Origin of the sequence: Kitasatospora sp. NPDC059722, assembly GCF_042733235.1 — a bacterium.
Classification (GTDB): Bacteria; Actinomycetota; Actinomycetes; order Streptomycetales; family Streptomycetaceae; genus Kitasatospora.
This window is the reverse complement of record NZ_JBHWGD010000127.1, coordinates 1-15,552: the sequence shown is the minus strand read 5'-3', so window position 1 is coordinate 15,552 and position 15,552 is coordinate 1. Positions and strand designations below refer to the sequence as shown.

Below are 15,552 nucleotides of genomic sequence, written 5' to 3'. Positions count from 1 at the left end.
GGCGGGCGACCGTTCCCGTGGCCGTCCACCTCGACCACGCGACGTCCGCCGGACTCGTCGCCGAGGCCGTCGACCTGGGCTTCTCCTCGGTCATGTTCGACGCCTCCGCGCTCGCCCACGCCGACAACCTCCGCCGGACCGCCGAGGTCGTGGCCCGCTGTCACGCGGCCGGGGTCTGGGTGGAGGCGGAGCTGGGGGAGATCGGCGGCAAGGACGGCGTCCACGCGCCGGGGGTGCGCACCGATCCGGACGAGGCGGCCGACTTCGCCGCCGGGACGGGCGTCGACGCGCTGGCCGTCGCCGTCGGCTCCTCGCACGCGATGGCCACCCGGGACGCCGTCCTCGACTTCGCCCTCATCGCGCGGCTGCGCGAGGCCGTGCCGGTGCCGCTCGTGCTGCACGGGTCCTCGGGCGTCGCGGACGAGGACCTGACCCGGGCCGTCGAGCACGGCATCACGAAGGTCAACATCGCCACCCAGCTCAACCGGGTGTTCACCGCCACCGTCCGGCGCGCCCTCGCGGACGACGTGCGGCTCGTGGACACCCGCCGCTACCTCGGGGCCGGCCGCGCCGCGACGGCCGCCGAGGTCGCCCGCCTGCTCACCGTCCTCCGGGCGAACCCTTCCTGAGACCGTCGAGCAAGGACCCCGCATCCAGACGTCCCGTCCGGATCCCCCGGCGGGAGCCCCACCGGAGAACGGAAGGTGACACGCCCCATGCCGTCCATGCGCCACCGCTTACGCCGCCCGCACCCCCGAGGCGTCCTGACCACCGTGCTCGCGCTGCTGTGCGCGCTGCTCGGCGCCGTCCCCGCGGCCCGCGCCGCGACGCCGTCGGCGGGCACGCTCTCGCCCGGCCACCGCACGGTGACCTGGCAGAGCCCCACCTACGCCAACGGCGCCGTGCCCGACCCCGCGCACTGCCCGAGCGCCGCCGCCGACCCGGACGGCAAGGTCTGCGACCGCTTCTCGATCACCGTCGACGTCCCGCCCGGCTACTGGCAGGGCCACCCCGACGGCGGCGTGCCGGTCTCGATCAGCTGGCCCGACCCGACCATGGAGTTCGACCTCTACGTCTACGACGGCGCGGGCCGCAAGGTCGCCGAGAACCAGACCGGCGCCGTCCCCACCACCGCCGTGATCCCGGACGCGTCGGGCACCTACCAGGTGCTGGTGGTGCCCTACTCCGTCAAGAACTCCTCCTACACCGCGACCGCGCTGCTCCCCGAGCCCACCACCGCCGGCGACGCGACCGGCATCGTCCGGGACGGCGACGGCTACCTGATCCAGGCGGGCGCGACGGCCCGCGCCCGCGTGGACTTCACCACCGAGGACGCCTTCCGCCTGCAGTTCAGCCCGGACGGCACCTTCACGGCCCCGCCCGTCGGGGAGATGATCGCGACGACTCCGCCCACCCTCAAGACGGTCGAGGAGCGCGACGAGGGCGACTACTACGCGATCAGCTCCGCGCACCTCACCCTGCGCGCGTACAAGCAGCCGCTGCGCTTCGCGCTCTACACCGACGACGACACCAAGCGCGTCTGGGAGGAGACCCGCGGCCTCACCTGGACCCAGGACGCGATGCAGCAGACCCTCGCCCGCGGGCCGCAGGAGCAGTTCTACGGCGCGGGCGAGCAGAACGGTTCGTTCTCCCACCGGGGCAGGACCGTCCACGTCGCCAACGACTACAACTGGAACGAGGGCGGGTTCAACAACTCCCAGCCCTTCTACCTCTCTTCGGCCGGCTACGGCGTCTTCCGCCACACCTACGCCCCCGGCACGTACACCTTCGGTGACCCGGTGCAGACGTCCGAGCGCGAACGCCGCTTCGACGGCTACTACTTCTACGGCCCGGACCTCAAGAACATCATCGGCGCCTACACCGACCTCGTCGGCAAGCCCTTCATGCCGCCCGTCTACGGCCTCGAACCGGGCGACTCCGACTGCTACCTGCACAACGCCAACCGCGGCGAGCGGCACACCCTGGACGCCCTCAAGGTCGCCGACGGCTACACCGCCAACCAGCAGCCGCTCGGCTGGATGCTCGTCAACGACGGCTACGGCTGCGGCTACGAGAACCTCCAGCAGACCGGCCAGGGCCTGCGCGACCACCAGATGCAGCTGGGCCTGTGGACGTCGACCGGCCTGCCCAACCAGGGCGAGGAGGTCAAGGCGGGCGTGCGGGTGCGCAAGCTGGACGTCGCCTGGGTCGGCCCCGGCTACAAGTTCGCGCTGGACGGCTGTCTGAAGGCCAAGGACGGCATCGAGCAGAACAGCGACGCCCGCGGCTTCGTCTGGCTCCCCGTCTCCTGGGCCGGCGCACAGCGCTGCGGCGTGCTGTGGAGCGGCGACCAGAAGGGCACGTACGACTACGTGCGCTGGCAGATCCCGACGTACGCGGGCGCGGCCATGTCCGGCATCGCGTACAACACCGGCGACGTGGGCGGCATCTTCGGCAGCGACCCGAAGGTGGAGACCCGGGACCTGGAATGGAAGACCTTCGTCCCGGCCATCATGACGATGGACGGCTGGGCGGCCGCCGACAAGCAGCCGTGGCGGGCGGGCGAGCCGTACACCTCGGTCAACCGGCGCTACCTCCAGCTCAAGGAGCGCCTGCTGCCGTACTTCTACACGCTGGCCGAGGAGGCGCACCGCACGGGCGTCGGCGCGGTGCGGCCGCTCGTGCTGGAGTACCCGGACGACCCGAACACGTGGGGCGACGCGGCGAAGTACGAGTTCATGAGCGGCAGCGACTTCCTCGTCGCGCCGGTGTACGACAACTCGTCCGTCCGCAACGGCATCTACCTGCCGAAGGGCACGTGGGTGGACTACTGGACGGGCAAGACGTACGAGGGCCCGACCACGGTCAACGGGTACCAGGCGCCGCTGGACACCCTGCCGCTGTTCGTCCGGGCCGGAGCCGTCGTGCCGATGTGGCCGCAGGGCACGCTGTCGTGGCAGACCCGCGACACCGGCCGGCTCTCCTACGACGTCTACGCCAAGGGCGGCGAGTCCTCGTTCACGCTCTACGAGGACGACGGCACGACGCGCGCGCACGAGCAGGGCGCGGGTGCCACCCAGGAGGTGTCGGTCCGCTCGGTCGGGCGCGGGCACGGCGTGACCACCGTGGACGTGGGCCCGAGCGTGGGCGACTACACGGGCAAGCCGGCCGCGCGCGCCTACGAGTTCACCGTCCACGCCGGGGCCGGGCCGGGCGCGGTGCTCCTGGACCACGAGCCGCTGGACGGCTACTCCTCGCAGGCCGGGCTGGACGCGGCGGGCGCGGGGTGGTTCTACGACGCGGCGGCGGGCGTGGTGCACGTGAAGACGCCGCAGCAGGCGACGGACTCGGGCTTCTCGCTGCTCCTGGCGGGAGCCGGACCGCTGGCGGGCTGAGCCTGGTCGAGCCGGGCCGAGCCGGGGGAGGGCGGAGGTCTTCGGACTTCCGCCCTCCCCCTTCTTCAGCTCGGCGAACTTGTTCGTAACGAACATGTTCGTTACCGTGGAGAGGACGCCGGCGACCCGAAGGAGCGGACATGACCCAGCGCAACCCGACCCCCGTCCCCGCCCACGTCCCGATCGCCGTCCTCGGAGCCGGCCTCGGCGGCCTGACCCTCGCCCGCGTGCTCCACGTCCACGGTGTCGAGGCCGCCGTGTTCGACCTGGAGGCGTCCCCCGAGGCCCGCACCCAGGGCGGCATGCTGGACATCCACGAGGAGTCCGGCCAGCGCGCCCTGCACGCGGCCGGCCTGTACGACGGCTTCCGCGCCCTCGTCCACGAGGGCGGCGAGGCCATGCGGCTGGTCGCCCCGGACGGCACCGTCCGGCTCGACGCCCCGGACGACGGCACCGGCGGCCGCCCCGAGGTGGACCGCGGCGCCCTGCGCGACCTCCTCCTCGGCTCCCTCCCCGCCGGGACGGTCCGCTGGGGCCGCAAGGCCACCGGCGTCCGGGCGCTCGGCGACGGCCGCCACGAGGTCGCCTTCGCCGACGGCGGCACCCTCACCACCGACCTGCTGATCGGTGCCGACGGCGCGTGGTCGCGGGTCCGCCCGCTGCTGTCCGACGCCGTCCCCGCCTACACCGGCATCTCCTTCGTCGAGGCCGACCTGCACGACGCCGCCGTCCGTCACCCCGAGGCCGCCGCACTCGTCGGCGGCGGGTTCTTCATGGCGCTCGCCGAGGACCGCGGCTTCCTCGGCCACCTCGAAACGGACGGCAGCATCCACGTCTACACCGCCCTGCGGGTGGGGGAGGAGTGGCTGGACGGCCTCGGCGCCGCTGATCCGTCAGCGGTCAAGCGGGCCGTCCTCGCCGAGTTCGACGGCTGGTCCGACGGCCTGCGCGCCCTCGTCGCCGACGCCGACGGGCCGCTCGTCGGGCGCCGCATCCACGCCCTGCCGGTCGGCCACCGCTGGGACCGCGTCCCCGGCGTCACGCTCCTCGGCGACGCCGCCCACCTGATGTCCCCGTTCGCGGGCGAGGGCGCCAACCTCGCCATGCTCGACGGCGCCGAACTGGGCGCGGCGATCGCCGCCCACCCCGGCGCCGCCGAGGCGGCGCTCGCGGCGTACGAGCGGGAGCTGTTCCCGCGCAGCGAGGCCTCGGCGGCGGAGTCGGCGGCCAACCTGGAGCGGATGTTCGGGCCGGAGGGTCTCCAGGGGATGCTCGACCTGGTCACCGGGCCCGCGGCCTAAGGTGGACGGCATGAGCAGCACCCCGACGCCCCGCCCCCGCAGCCGCCGCGAACGCCCGGCCAAGCCCGCCCTCACCTACGAGGGCATCGTCGCCGCCGCCGTCCGGATCCTGGAGGCCGAGGGACTGCAGCGGGTGACCATGCGTCGCCTCGCGCAGGAGCTCGACACCGGCCCGGCCTCGCTCTACGTGTACGTCGCCAACACGGCCGAGCTGCACGCGGCGATCCTGGAGGAGTTCCTCGGCGCGGTGGACCTCGCGCCGGTGCGGGCGGCCGGCGACTGGCGCGAGCGCCTGGCCGCCGTCCTCGGCTCGTACACCGGGGTGCTGTTCCGGCTTCCGGCGCTCGCCCACACCGCACTCGTCACCCGCCCGTCGGGCCCGCACTACCTCGCCGTCGTGGAGGCGCTCCTCGCGCTGCTGCACGAGGGCGGCGTGCCGGACGGGCAGGCGGCCTGGGGTGTGGACGTCCTGCTGCTCGTGGCCACCGCGACGGCCGCCGAACAGTCCGCCCGCGACGCCGACCCGGGCGCCGAGGCCGAACACACCGCCCTCGCCGAAACCCTGCTCGCCGCCACCGCCCCCGAGCACCCCCGCATCGCGGCCCTCGGCCCCGCCCTGCTCGCCGGCACCCCGGAGGACCGCCTCGCGTGGACCTTCCGCATGGTGATCAACGGGACGGCCGCCACCCCGCGTTAGTGCCCGTCAGTTGCCGTAGGCCTTCTTCTCGCGGGCCTCGCGCAGGGCGTGCCCCCACCAGCCGAGCTGGTTGAACAGCGTGGTCGCGGCGGCCGTCGCGCCGGCGGGCTCCTTCAGCGCGCCGGTCTCGTCGAACTGCCCCCAGCAGTTGTGGAAGCTGACCACGTCACGGACGGTCACGGAGTGCATCTCGGCGAAGACCTGCCGCAGTTGCTCCACCGCGCGCAGGCCGCCGGACAGGCCGCCGTAGGAGACGAAGCCGACCGGCTTGGCCGCCCACTCCTTCCCGTGCCAGTCGATCAGGCTCTTCAGCGAGGCCGGGAAGCTGTGGTTGTACTCCGGAGTGACCACGATGAAGGCATCCGCCTCGGCCAGCCGCGGCGAGACCCCGGCCAGCACCTGCGCAACCTCCTTGCCGGGGTTGTGGGACAGCTCGTGCGGCAACGGGTGGTCGGCGAGGTCGATCGCATCGACCAGCAGGTCGTCCCGCTCCTTGGCGAGCGAGGCGACCCAGTTGGCGACGGTCGGCCCGAACCGGCCGTCCCGGACGCTACCGGTGATGACGGCGAGACGGAGGGGCGTGGCGGACATGGGGAACTCCTCGACAGTCGGATCTGCACGCCCCGCTGCGGGGCGACGTCCATATGATCGAAGTTCAAGCGCACTTGACGTCAAGTCGCGTCCGGCCCTGGCGGCAGCTGTCAAGGAAGCCTGCTCCTCCTCCGTCGATGCGACCGGTCGTCACTACGGGGGTTCCGGCGCAGGGGTCCGGTTCGGGTTGCTCGGGCCGCTGCTGCTCGCCGGCCCGGAGGTGCGAACGCTGCAGGCCCTCCTCCTGTGCTTGCCCTGGTGGACTCGTGGCGGGGCGAGCCGTTCGCCGCCGTGCCGGTGCTCGCCGCCTCTCCCCCCAGGCCACCCAGCTGCGCGACACCCGGCTCGCCCTGCTGGAACGCGGAAACCCGTCCTCTGGCGTTCCGGCGGCACGGCGATAACATGAGTACTCCTCATGTTTGCCTCGGGAGGCTGCCATGCCGAACCGCCTCGACCTGCCCTCCGGATTCCGCTGGGGTGCCGCCACCGCCGCCTACCAGATCGAGGGGGCGGTGGAGGAGGACGGCCGCGGCCCGTCCGTCTGGGACGTCTTCACCGCGCGCCCCGGCGCCGTCCGGGACGGGCACACGGGAGCGGTCGCCTGCGACCACTACCACCGGTACGCCGAGGACATCGCCCTGATGAAGGGCCTCGGGCTGGACGGCTACCGCTTCTCCATCGCCTGGTCCCGCATCCTGCCCACCGGCACGGGGCCTGTGAACCCCGCCGGCCTGGCCTTCTACGACCGCCTGGTCGACTCCCTCCTGGAAGCCGGCATCACCCCGCTGCCCACCCTCTTCCACTGGGACCTCCCACAGGCCCTGGAGGACGCCGGCGGCTGGCTCAACCGCGAGACGGCGTACCGCTTCGCCGAGTACGCCACCCTTGTGGCCGACCGCCTCGGCGACCGGATCCCCGCCTGGATCACCCTCAACGAGCCCTTCGTCCACACCGTCTTCGGCTACGCCCTGGGCACCCACGCCCCCGGCCGCACCCTCATGTTCGAGGCCCTGCCCGCGGCCCACCACCAGCTCCTCGCCCACGGCCTGGCCGCCTCGCTGCTCCACGAGCGGGGCCTGGAGGTGATGCTGTCCAACAACCTCACCCCGGTGTGGCCGGCCTCCTCGTCACCCGAAGACGCAGCCGCCGCCGAGGCCTACGACGCCCTGCACAACCGCCTGTTCACCGACCCCGTCCTCCTCGGCCGCTACCCCGACCTCTCCGCCCTGGGCGTCCCCGACGACATCTACGGCGCCGTCTGCGACGGCGACCTCGACCTCATCCACACCCCGCGCCTGGACGGCCTCGGCCTCAACTACTACAACCCCACCCGCGTCGCCGCCCCCACCTCCCCGGGCCTGCCCTTCGACCTCGTCGACATCCCCGAGGCCCCCCACACCGCCTTCGGCTGGCCCGTCGTCCCCGACGGCCTGCGCCAACTCCTGGCCAGCCTGCGGAAGATGTACGGCGAAGCCCTCCCGCCCATCACCATCACCGAAAACGGCTGCTCCGTCGACGAGTCCACCACCCCCGATCACCCCCGCATCGACTTCCTCGCCACCCACCTCGACGCCCTCGCCCAAGCCATCGCCGAGGGCGCCGACGTCCGCGGCTACTACACCTGGTCCCTCCTCGACAACTTCGAGTGGGCCGAGGGCTACCACCAGCGCTTCGGCCTCGTCCACGTCGACTTCGAAACGCAGCGCCGCACGCCGAGGGCGTCGTACGCCTGGTACCGCGACCTGATCGCCGCCCATCGGGCCCGGGGTGACCGGTAGTCGGGGGCTGGGCTGTTGTGGCACCCGCCGGACTCGATTCAGGTCCGGTCGGGCTTTGCGAAGCATCTTTCGTGGCTGAGTGCGGCTTGGCGCGGCGTGTGGATCCGTGCCTGCGGCTCGGGGTCGGCGGAACCCGGTGGATTACGTAGTCGGAATGCGTAGTTCTACTGACGCCCGTGGGCCCCGTCGCCGGGGAGGCTTGCCCGGGGTGACAGGAGCAATCAAGAAGCGGATTACCTAGCGACCCTTGTCGGCGGCACGTGAATGCCGTCCGGGAATCCGCGCGAGGCCGGTTCCGACAGAGCACTCCAGCCGAATTCAAGGGCTGCCTGAATTTCCACAAGTGACACACAGTGAGGCGAATCCCTGCCCATGCCTGCAGACGATCTCCACCACGCCGCATCGCCGCCACCCGCCTTTCAGCCCCTCCAGGCGGACGACCCGACCGAAGTAGCCGGTTACCGGTTGTACGCGCGTCTGGGGGCCGGCGGGATGGGCCGGGTCTACCTCTCCTACACGCCCGGCGGACGCCCGGTGGCCCTCAAGGTGGTCCGCCCCGAGTTCGCCGAGGACCCCGAGTTCCGCCGCCGGTTCACCCGGGAGGTGGCCAACGCCCAGCGGATCCACGGCCTGTACACCGCCCAGGTGATCGACGCCGGTACCGAGGCCGACACCCCCTGGCTGGTCACCGCCTACGTGCCGGGCCCCTCGCTGCAGCAGGTGGCGCGCGAGCACGGCGGGCTGCCGGTGCGCACCGTGCTGCTGCTGCTCGGCGGCATCGCCGAGGCGCTGCAGGCGATCCACAGCGTCGACGTGGTGCACCGCGACCTGAAGCCCGCCAACGTGATGGTCGCCGCCGACGGTCCGCGGGTGATCGACTTCGGCATCGCCCGGGCCGCTGACACCACCGCGCTGACCGGCACCGGGGTCCGGATCGGCTCGCCCGCCTACATGGCGCCCGAGCAGGCCCAGGGCCGCCCGGTCACCCCCGCCACTGACGTCTTCGCGCTGGGCGCGCTGGCCGCCTATGTGGCCGGCGGCGTGCAGCCGTTCGGCGAAGGGCCGGAGACCGCGGTGCTCTACCGGGTGGTGCACGAGCCACCGGAGCTGGACGCGGTGCCCGCCGAGCTGCGCGCGCTGCTGGAGCGTTGTCTGGCCAAGTCGCCCGAGGACCGTCCCACGCCTGCCGAGATCATCGAGCTCGTCCGCAACCGCCCCGAGATCGGTGGGCAGTTGCGGTTCGCCGACGACTGGCTCCCCGCGCCGGTGGCCACCGAGATCATCCGCCGTTCCGACCTGCCCAGGACACTGCCGACCCCCACCGTCCTGGACTCGGTGCCCTCGCTCGGTACCCCGACGCCGGCGGCGGTTCCCCCACCACCGCTCAGTGAGATGCCCACCGCACGTGCGCAATATCCGGAGCAGACCGTTCCGATCGCCGGGGCTGCGCCGCCCCTCGCACCGCCGCAGGCCAAGGCGAAAGGCGTTTCCTGGAAGACCCTGGTGACCATCGCCGTGGTGGTGGCGCTCGGCGGCTCGCTGGCCGGGGTGCTGCTGACCCGGCACGACACGTCGACCACCAGCGGCAGCGACGTCGCCCAGGCCCCGGCCGCCGCGAAGTCCCCGGTCGCGTCGACGACGGCTCCCGCACCGACGGCTCCCGCAACCGCGCCCACCAGCGCGGCCACCGGTGCGCCCACCAGCGCGGCCGCCGGTGCGGCCAGCGCCGGCGCCTCGTCGGCCGGTGGCGCGCTCAGCGCACCCGGCTCGGTCGGCGGCGGCTCGGCGCCCGCGACAGCGGGGAGCTACACCCCGGTGGTGAACAAGGTCGAACTGACGATCCCGGCCAGCCTGTACGCCAGCCAGGCCTACCAGGTCGACCTGGCAGGCGGGAAGACGGCCCCTGCCGTCACCGCTCCCAAGTGGGCCCTCGCCCTGACGCACCAGAGCCCCACCGGTGGCGTCTCGGCCGACTCCTTCCGCGCGGCCGGCTTCGACCTCTCCGACTTCGCCGTGCTGACCGACCCGTCGTCCACCCCGGCCCAGTGCAACGCCGCGATCGACACCCAGCCCAGAGCCGACGTCGGCTTCGCCCAGGTGAACGGCGGCCGGTTGCTCTGCATCCGCGACCGCACCGCCAACAGCATCGCGATCGCGACCATCGAGACCGCCGACGTACAGACCGGCGAGGTCAAGCTCTCGCTGAGTACCTGGCAACGCAGCTCCTGACCCCGTCCGAGGGGGGAGGTGGCGGGCGGAGCAGCCGTTGGGCGACGACTCCCTCATGCCGTGTCGGGTGCCTCGCCGAGCAGGGCGCGGGTGAGACTCGTCCGGTTGGAGACACCGAGTTTGCGGTAGACCCGGCCGAGGTGGGTGTCGACCGTGCGCACGCTGAGGAACAGCGTGCCGGCGATCTCTCCGCTGGTCAGGCCGGTGCCGGCGAGGCGGGCGATCTCCTGTTCCCGTCCGGTGAGCAGGGCCAGCCCGGCCGGATCCGCCCCGCTCCGGGCATCGGACGGGACGAAGGCGGAGGGAGCAGCGGACGAAGCCAGCGCGGTGAACAACCGGCCGCGCTGGTGGGAGACTTCGTCGGCCAGCCGGGCCGAGCCGCACTGGTGGGCCAGCGCCGCGGCCTGGTCGAGCCACCCGGCCACCTGCTCGGTCCGCAGGCTGTCCAGCGTGAGCGCGGCCACCGCGACCAGCGTGCGGCCCATCTCGATGCGCTCACCGCCGACGGTGAAGTCCGCGACCGCCGCCAGCCCGCTGAGCCGAGCCTGCTCGACGTCCCCGCGCATCCGGTGGGCCCACATGCGTGTGCGCCCGGCGTACCCGCGACGGTTGGCGGAGGGCAGCTCGTCGACCCGGGCCTCGGCGAGGTGCGCCCAGTGCTCGGCCATCGTCCGGTCCCCGTCGGCAATCGCAGCCTGTGTCAGGGTCTCGTAGCAGCGTGGTTGCCACCAGGCAGTGACCCGGGGCAGGTGGACGCCGCCTGCGGCGTCCAGCAGCAGCCGGCTCGCCCGGGCCGGATCCCCGGTGATCAGCACGAGTTCGGCATGGGAGCAGCGGACGTTGACGGCCCAGGCGGTCGACTGACCGTCGGCGAGCGCCGCCGCGCGATCGGCCGACGCGAGCACCTCGCGCACCTCGGCGGAGCCGCCCCGCCACAGCAGGACCTGCGAGCGGAGCACCGCCAGCACTGCCCGGATCGCCGGGTTGCCGTCGAACTCGGTGTGCCGGTCGGCCTCGTCGAGCGTGGCCAGCGTGCGGCGCAGGTCCCCGCAGCGCAGCTGGGTGCCGGCCAGCGCCATCAGCAGCGCGGGCTGGATGTACGTCTGCCCGGTGCGCCGGGACAGCGCCGCGCCCCGGGTGAGGTGACGCTCGGCGGCGGCCAGGCGTCCGAGGGTTCCTTCGGCCGTGCCCACGTGGTACAGCGCCTCAAGATTGGTCAGGAGGGTGGCGTCGGAGACGGCGTCGACGAGTTCGACCGCACTGTCCGCGGTGCGGTCGGCCGCGGCGAGGTCCCCGGTGAACAGGTGGGCGAGCGACGCCTGGGCCAGGGACTTGGCCTCATTGACCCGGTCGTGGTTCCGGCGCGCGATCGCGGCGGCCGTCTCGGCGTGCTGCCGACAGCTCTCGTAGTCCTGCAGGTCGTAGGCGCAGTCGGCGAGTTCGGAGTGCAGGGCGGCCGCCGCGGCGCAGTCGCGGTCGGCCAGGGCCGTGAGCCCGGCACGCGCCACGGCGCCGGCCTCGCTGTAGCGGCCGAGTTGCCGTTCGGCCCGGCTCGCGTCGGCGAGTGCGGTCACGGTGTGGTTTCCGTGCGGCGGTCGGCCGGCCGCCGGTCGGCGCAGCGTGTCGAGCATCGCCCGGCTCTCGGTGGCGTCGCCGGTCAGCAGCCGCGTCTGCGCGAGCAGCACCTGCGCTTCGTGCCAGTGCTGCCCACCCTCCCGGAGCAGCGGCAGTATGACCTCGAGATACCCGGCCGACACAGCGGGGGAGGTGTGCAGCGCGTCTCGCGAGGCGGCGATCAGGGTGGTGAGGTGCTCCGGCTCGTTCGGGTCGAGGGACCGCGCCACATGGTGGGCCCGCCGGGCGATCGGCACCGCGAGCTTGGCCAGCGCGGCCGCCGAGCGGCGGTGCAGGTCCCGGCGCCGGCTGGGTTCGATCTGCTGGTACACGACCGCACCCACCGCCGGGTGACGCAGGACCATCTTCGCTCCGGCGTTGGCCGGCCGTACCAGGTCGAGGCCGGTGAGCAGGTCCAGAGCCCGCATGGTCTCGGGCAACTCCAGCCCCAGCGCGGCGGCGAGCAGCTCCGGGTGGAACGAGTGATCGAACACCGCCGCGGCGTGGAGCACGGTGAGTGCGGTGTCATCGAGGCCGGCCAGCTCACCGAGGATCGCCGTACCGGCCGCGGCCATCGCCTGGCCGTCGGAGGCCATGATCGTGAGGTACTGCGGATTGCCCTGGCCCTCGCGGTGGAGCTTCTCCAGGTCGGGACGCTCGCCGAGCAACTCCCTGGTCGCTGCCGGGGAGAGCGGCCCGAGCTGCCACACGTCGAGCAGGCCGGCGGATATCGCGCGGGACAGCACGGCGGCGAGCGCGGGCGAGAGCTGGCGCTGCCGATAGGCGAGCAGACAGAGCAGCGGGCCGTTGGCGGTCGCCTGGAGCACCCGCTCCAGGCCCGGGATCCGATCGGCCGCAAGATGGTGCAGGTCGTCCACGGCGACCACCGCCGCGCCGTCCCGCGTCACCTGCTCGCGCACGTCGCAGGGCTCGTCCAGCAGCGACCGCAGGCCCGGGAACGCGGGTGCGCTCGCGTACTGCCCCTGGGCCGCGTCCACCCGGACCCCTGCGGCCCTGGCGTGTGCGACGGCCGTGGACATCAGCGCGCTCTTGCCGATGCCCGGCTCCCCGACCAGTGCGATCGCCCGTCCGCCCGCCGTCGTCAGGTCACCCAGTACCTCCAGCAGCGTCTCGATCTCCCCCGCCCGCCCGAACAGTTGACGCCCTCTGGCAGCCATCCTCCAGGCCGGCGAACCCTCGAGGATGGATCCGCCGTCCTGCATTCCATCCGACATGACCGGCACATTAGTCGCACCGAATGACAGAATCACCAGCCCTCCACGGCGCTCGCATGCTTGACGACACGTGACCACCGACTGGGCAGTGCTCCCCGCGCAGGCCTCGCGCGCCAGGGTGCGAAACCGGTCGGACACGGTCATTCGCCGGAGAGGCGGGCCGTTCGAGGGTCAGGCGGTCAGCGGGCCGTACTCGTCGTGGCGGCGCAGCCAGTGGGTCTCCTCGCCCTCCTCGTGCCGGCCCAGCGGCGTCCGGTCGAGGAGGCCGTAGTAGGCCATGGCGGGCTCAAGGCCGCGTGCGGTGGTGACGTACGTCCGGTGGACGGTGCCGTTCGAGAGCGCGTAGGCGCTCAGCCCGGGTCCCTCGGTCACGTACCCGGGCACGTCGGTGCCGCAGGCCTCCGCCATCTGCCGGACGGTCGGCGGGATGTCGCCAGCGAGGAACGGCCCCAGCTCCTCCGCGGTGTACTGGAAGCCGAGGTCGCGGTGGAAGTCGCTGCCGGCGGTGGAGACCCAGTCGAAGCCCCAGCCCATCCGCTCCCGGTAGGCGAGGAGCTTGGCGATCGGCGCCCGCGAGGAGCAGATCAGCGTCACGTCGCGGGCTTTCAGGTGGACCGCGTTGGGGTCGAGGGTGTCCGCGATCGAGGAGCAGACCGGGCATCCGGCCTCGTACGGCGGGCCGAACATGAAGTGGTAGACAAGCAGCTGCGAGCGCCCGCCGAAGAGGTCCGCGAGCGACTTGGTCCCGCCCTCGGTCTCGAAGCCGTAGTCCTTCTCGACCGGCACCCAGGGAAGCTCCCGCCGCTTCCGCGCGAGCTCGTCACTGCGTCGGGTGAGCTTCTTCTCCTCCGCGAGCAGCTCCGCTCGCGCCGCCTCGAACTCCTCCTGCGTGCCGATCCTGTGCTCGGGCATGACCTTTCCCTCCTGTGTGGGAGCAGAACGCCACATCGCGGCGTGCGGTCACCCGCAGTGGCAGCCGGCCGTGCCTGCCACCGGCTACCCGTCCGGCCATACATCCACCGTACGCGCGCGGCGGCGGGTGCTCGAAGCCAAGCCGAATCGCCTGTGCGGTGACGTGATCGCGCGGCGGGATCCCCGGTCCCTCCGGGGCCGTCAGCGCGGGGCCGACCCGGCGGGGAACGGGGCGCCGTGACCCGGGACGATGACGTGGGCCCCGCTGACCCCGTACGCCCCGGTCGGTCGAGGGTTGCCACCAGCGCTTCGGTCTCGTCCACGTCGACTTCGCGCCGCAGTGCCGCAGCGCCGCACCCCGAGGGCGTCGTACCCCATCCACCGCGACCTGATCGCCACCTACCGGGGGCGCCGGCCGCGGTGGATGGCGCTTCGAAGGTTTCGGTCCGGGGACGCAATTCTGTCGGTGGCGGTCGTCATGTCCTCGGGCTGCCCGGTTCCTAGGGTGGAGGCACTGGGAGACACCGGACGCGTCGGTCCGGACGGTGTGGCACGTGGTTGCCGGAGTCGTTCGTCCCCGCCGTTTCGCGCATCCGAGGAGCACCATGACCGCCACGCTGACCGCCATCTCTCCCGCGCACGCCGTCCGCGAGCTGACCGTCGTGGGGCCGGAGGGTCTCGTCGAGCTGGCCGTTCCGGTCACCGTTCCGGTCGTGGGGCTCATTCCGGCGCTGGTCCGGTGCGTTGCCGGAAGCCAGGCCGGTGACGGGGACTGGGCGCTGCGGCGTCTCGGCGGTGCCCCGCTCGGACCCGGTGACACGGCCGTTTCGCTGGGGCTGCGGGACGGGGAGGTCCTGCACCTGTCGTGCTAGCCGGTTGGGCCCTGTGCCGTCCACCAGGCCCTGGGATCGTCGCAGCCTCCGACCGCGAGCCGCTCGCCGTAGCCCTGCTCGACGAGGCAGCCGCCCCGGTGGGCGTGGATCCGGAGCCGGGTGGTGGACCGCCCGGCGGGGGCGGCGCCGGGTGTGGTCCACCGGGGAGGGGCGGTGACGTCCGCGAACGTCCATGACTGGTCCGGGCTCGCCTGCTCCGGGCTGCTCCCGGCCCGCTCGTGTGCGAGGTAGACCGAGCCGTCCGGATCCGTGGTGAGCACCAGGGGGCCGGTCCCGTCGTCACCGGTGCTCGGCAGGAGCGACTGGAGGACGAGTTCGTCGCCGGCGGTGGGCCGTACGAGCCACTCCTGGTTCTCCTCGGCGTTCTCCGGCATCGCGGTCACCGCGGCGCCGTCGGCGGCGTGCGAGGCGTCCGCTCCGAACGCCGTCATCCTCAGTCCGGACTGGTCGGCCGTCAGGTTGCCGAGCCCGCGCAGTGTTCGGGGGACGGGAGGGGCAGGGGCGGCCGCACCTTCGGGTCCGGCGGCCAGGCCGGCGAGCAGGAGGCAGGGGAGCAGGGCGAGCGCGGCGGTGGCCTTGGTGGCGGCGAGCGCGGGTCGGTAGGTCAACTCGGCTGATCCTCGGTGGAGTTCGATGGCGAGGGGCCGCCCACCGGAGCGAACCGGTGAGCGGCCCCTCGCCGTGTGGGGACGCGATCAGCTCCTGGGCGAACCGTCGGTCAGCTGCGCCTGGATGGACGTCATCACGGCGGCATCGGTCAGGGTGGTGGTGTCGCCGACTTCGCGGCCTTCGGCGATGTCGCGCAGGAGGCGGCGCATGATCTTGCCGGAGCGGGTTTTGGGGAGTTCGCCGACGACCTTGATCTGCTTGGGTTTGGCGATGGGGCCGAGGGTGCGGCCGACGTGGG

10 protein-coding genes and 2 pseudogenes are annotated in these 15,552 nt (G+C 73.0%); 7 read left to right on the top strand and 5 right to left on the bottom strand.

What is annotated here, in order from left to right:
* The 4 genes and pseudogenes from ACFV4F_RS39135 to ACFV4F_RS39120 all read left to right on the top strand — a co-directional run.
* Positions 1-629 (top strand): class II fructose-bisphosphate aldolase (locus tag ACFV4F_RS39135; protein WP_380510040.1); only part of this gene is annotated, 629 nt, incomplete at its 5' end.
* Between the two features lie 426 nt (positions 630-1,055).
* Positions 1,056-3,392: pseudogene (locus ACFV4F_RS39130) on the top strand (TIM-barrel domain-containing protein); the annotation flags it as partial.
* Positions 3,393-3,535: 143 nt separating this feature from the next.
* Positions 3,536-4,696 carry an FAD-dependent oxidoreductase gene (locus ACFV4F_RS39125; protein WP_380510037.1) on the top strand — a complete coding sequence of 387 codons (1,161 nt, stop codon included), beginning with the start codon at positions 3,536-3,538 and terminating at the stop codon, positions 4,694-4,696.
* A 10-nt stretch (positions 4,697-4,706) separates the two neighbouring features.
* Positions 4,707-5,393, top strand: coding sequence for a TetR/AcrR family transcriptional regulator (locus ACFV4F_RS39120; RefSeq protein ID WP_380445151.1), 687 nt, complete (start codon positions 4,707-4,709; stop codon positions 5,391-5,393).
* A 6-nt stretch (positions 5,394-5,399) separates the two neighbouring features.
* On the opposite strand, the gene ACFV4F_RS39115 is transcribed toward ACFV4F_RS39120, so the two are convergent.
* On the bottom strand, positions 5,400-5,984 hold the full coding sequence (locus ACFV4F_RS39115; protein WP_380510034.1) for an NADPH-dependent FMN reductase: 585 nt from the start codon (positions 5,982-5,984) through the stop codon (positions 5,400-5,402).
* A 437-nt stretch (positions 5,985-6,421) separates the two neighbouring features.
* Here ACFV4F_RS39115 and ACFV4F_RS39110 point away from each other — a divergent pair, with 437 nt between their 5' ends.
* Both ACFV4F_RS39110 and ACFV4F_RS39105 read left to right on the top strand, forming a co-directional pair.
* Complete coding sequence (locus tag ACFV4F_RS39110) at positions 6,422-7,762, top strand: GH1 family beta-glucosidase (RefSeq protein ID WP_380445153.1); 1,341 nt, start codon at positions 6,422-6,424, stop codon at positions 7,760-7,762.
* Positions 7,763-8,134: 372 nt separating this feature from the next.
* Positions 8,135-9,991, top strand: a complete 1,857-nt coding sequence (locus tag ACFV4F_RS39105; protein ID WP_380445154.1) for a serine/threonine-protein kinase — start codon at positions 8,135-8,137, stop codon at positions 9,989-9,991.
* Positions 9,992-10,044: 53 nt separating this feature from the next.
* Here the strand turns inward: ACFV4F_RS39105 and ACFV4F_RS39100 are convergent, their stop codons facing one another.
* Both ACFV4F_RS39100 and ACFV4F_RS39095 read right to left on the bottom strand, forming a co-directional pair.
* Positions 10,045-12,783 (bottom strand): LuxR C-terminal-related transcriptional regulator, encoded by a 2,739-nt coding sequence (locus ACFV4F_RS39100; RefSeq protein WP_380445155.1) that lies wholly within the window; start codon positions 12,781-12,783, stop codon positions 10,045-10,047.
* Between the two features lie 228 nt (positions 12,784-13,011).
* A complete protein-coding gene (locus tag ACFV4F_RS39095; RefSeq protein ID WP_380445156.1) occupies positions 13,012-13,752 on the bottom strand; it encodes a DUF899 domain-containing protein in 741 nt (246 codons plus the stop codon).
* Between the two features lie 605 nt (positions 13,753-14,357).
* On the opposite strand from ACFV4F_RS39095, the gene ACFV4F_RS39090 reads away from it, so the two are divergent.
* Positions 14,358-14,624, top strand: coding sequence for an EsaB/YukD family protein (locus ACFV4F_RS39090; protein WP_380445157.1), 267 nt, complete (start codon positions 14,358-14,360; stop codon positions 14,622-14,624).
* On the opposite strand, the gene ACFV4F_RS39085 is transcribed toward ACFV4F_RS39090, so the two are convergent.
* Together ACFV4F_RS39085 and ACFV4F_RS39080 are read right to left on the bottom strand one after the other, a co-directional pair.
* Positions 14,621-15,253 (bottom strand): hypothetical protein, encoded by a 633-nt coding sequence (locus ACFV4F_RS39085; protein ID WP_380445158.1) that lies wholly within the window; start codon positions 15,251-15,253, stop codon positions 14,621-14,623. The genes ACFV4F_RS39090 and ACFV4F_RS39085 overlap by 4 nt on opposite strands.
* Before the next feature lie 87 nt (positions 15,254-15,340).
* Positions 15,341-15,552: pseudogene (locus ACFV4F_RS39080) on the bottom strand (acetyl-coenzyme A synthetase); the annotation flags it as partial.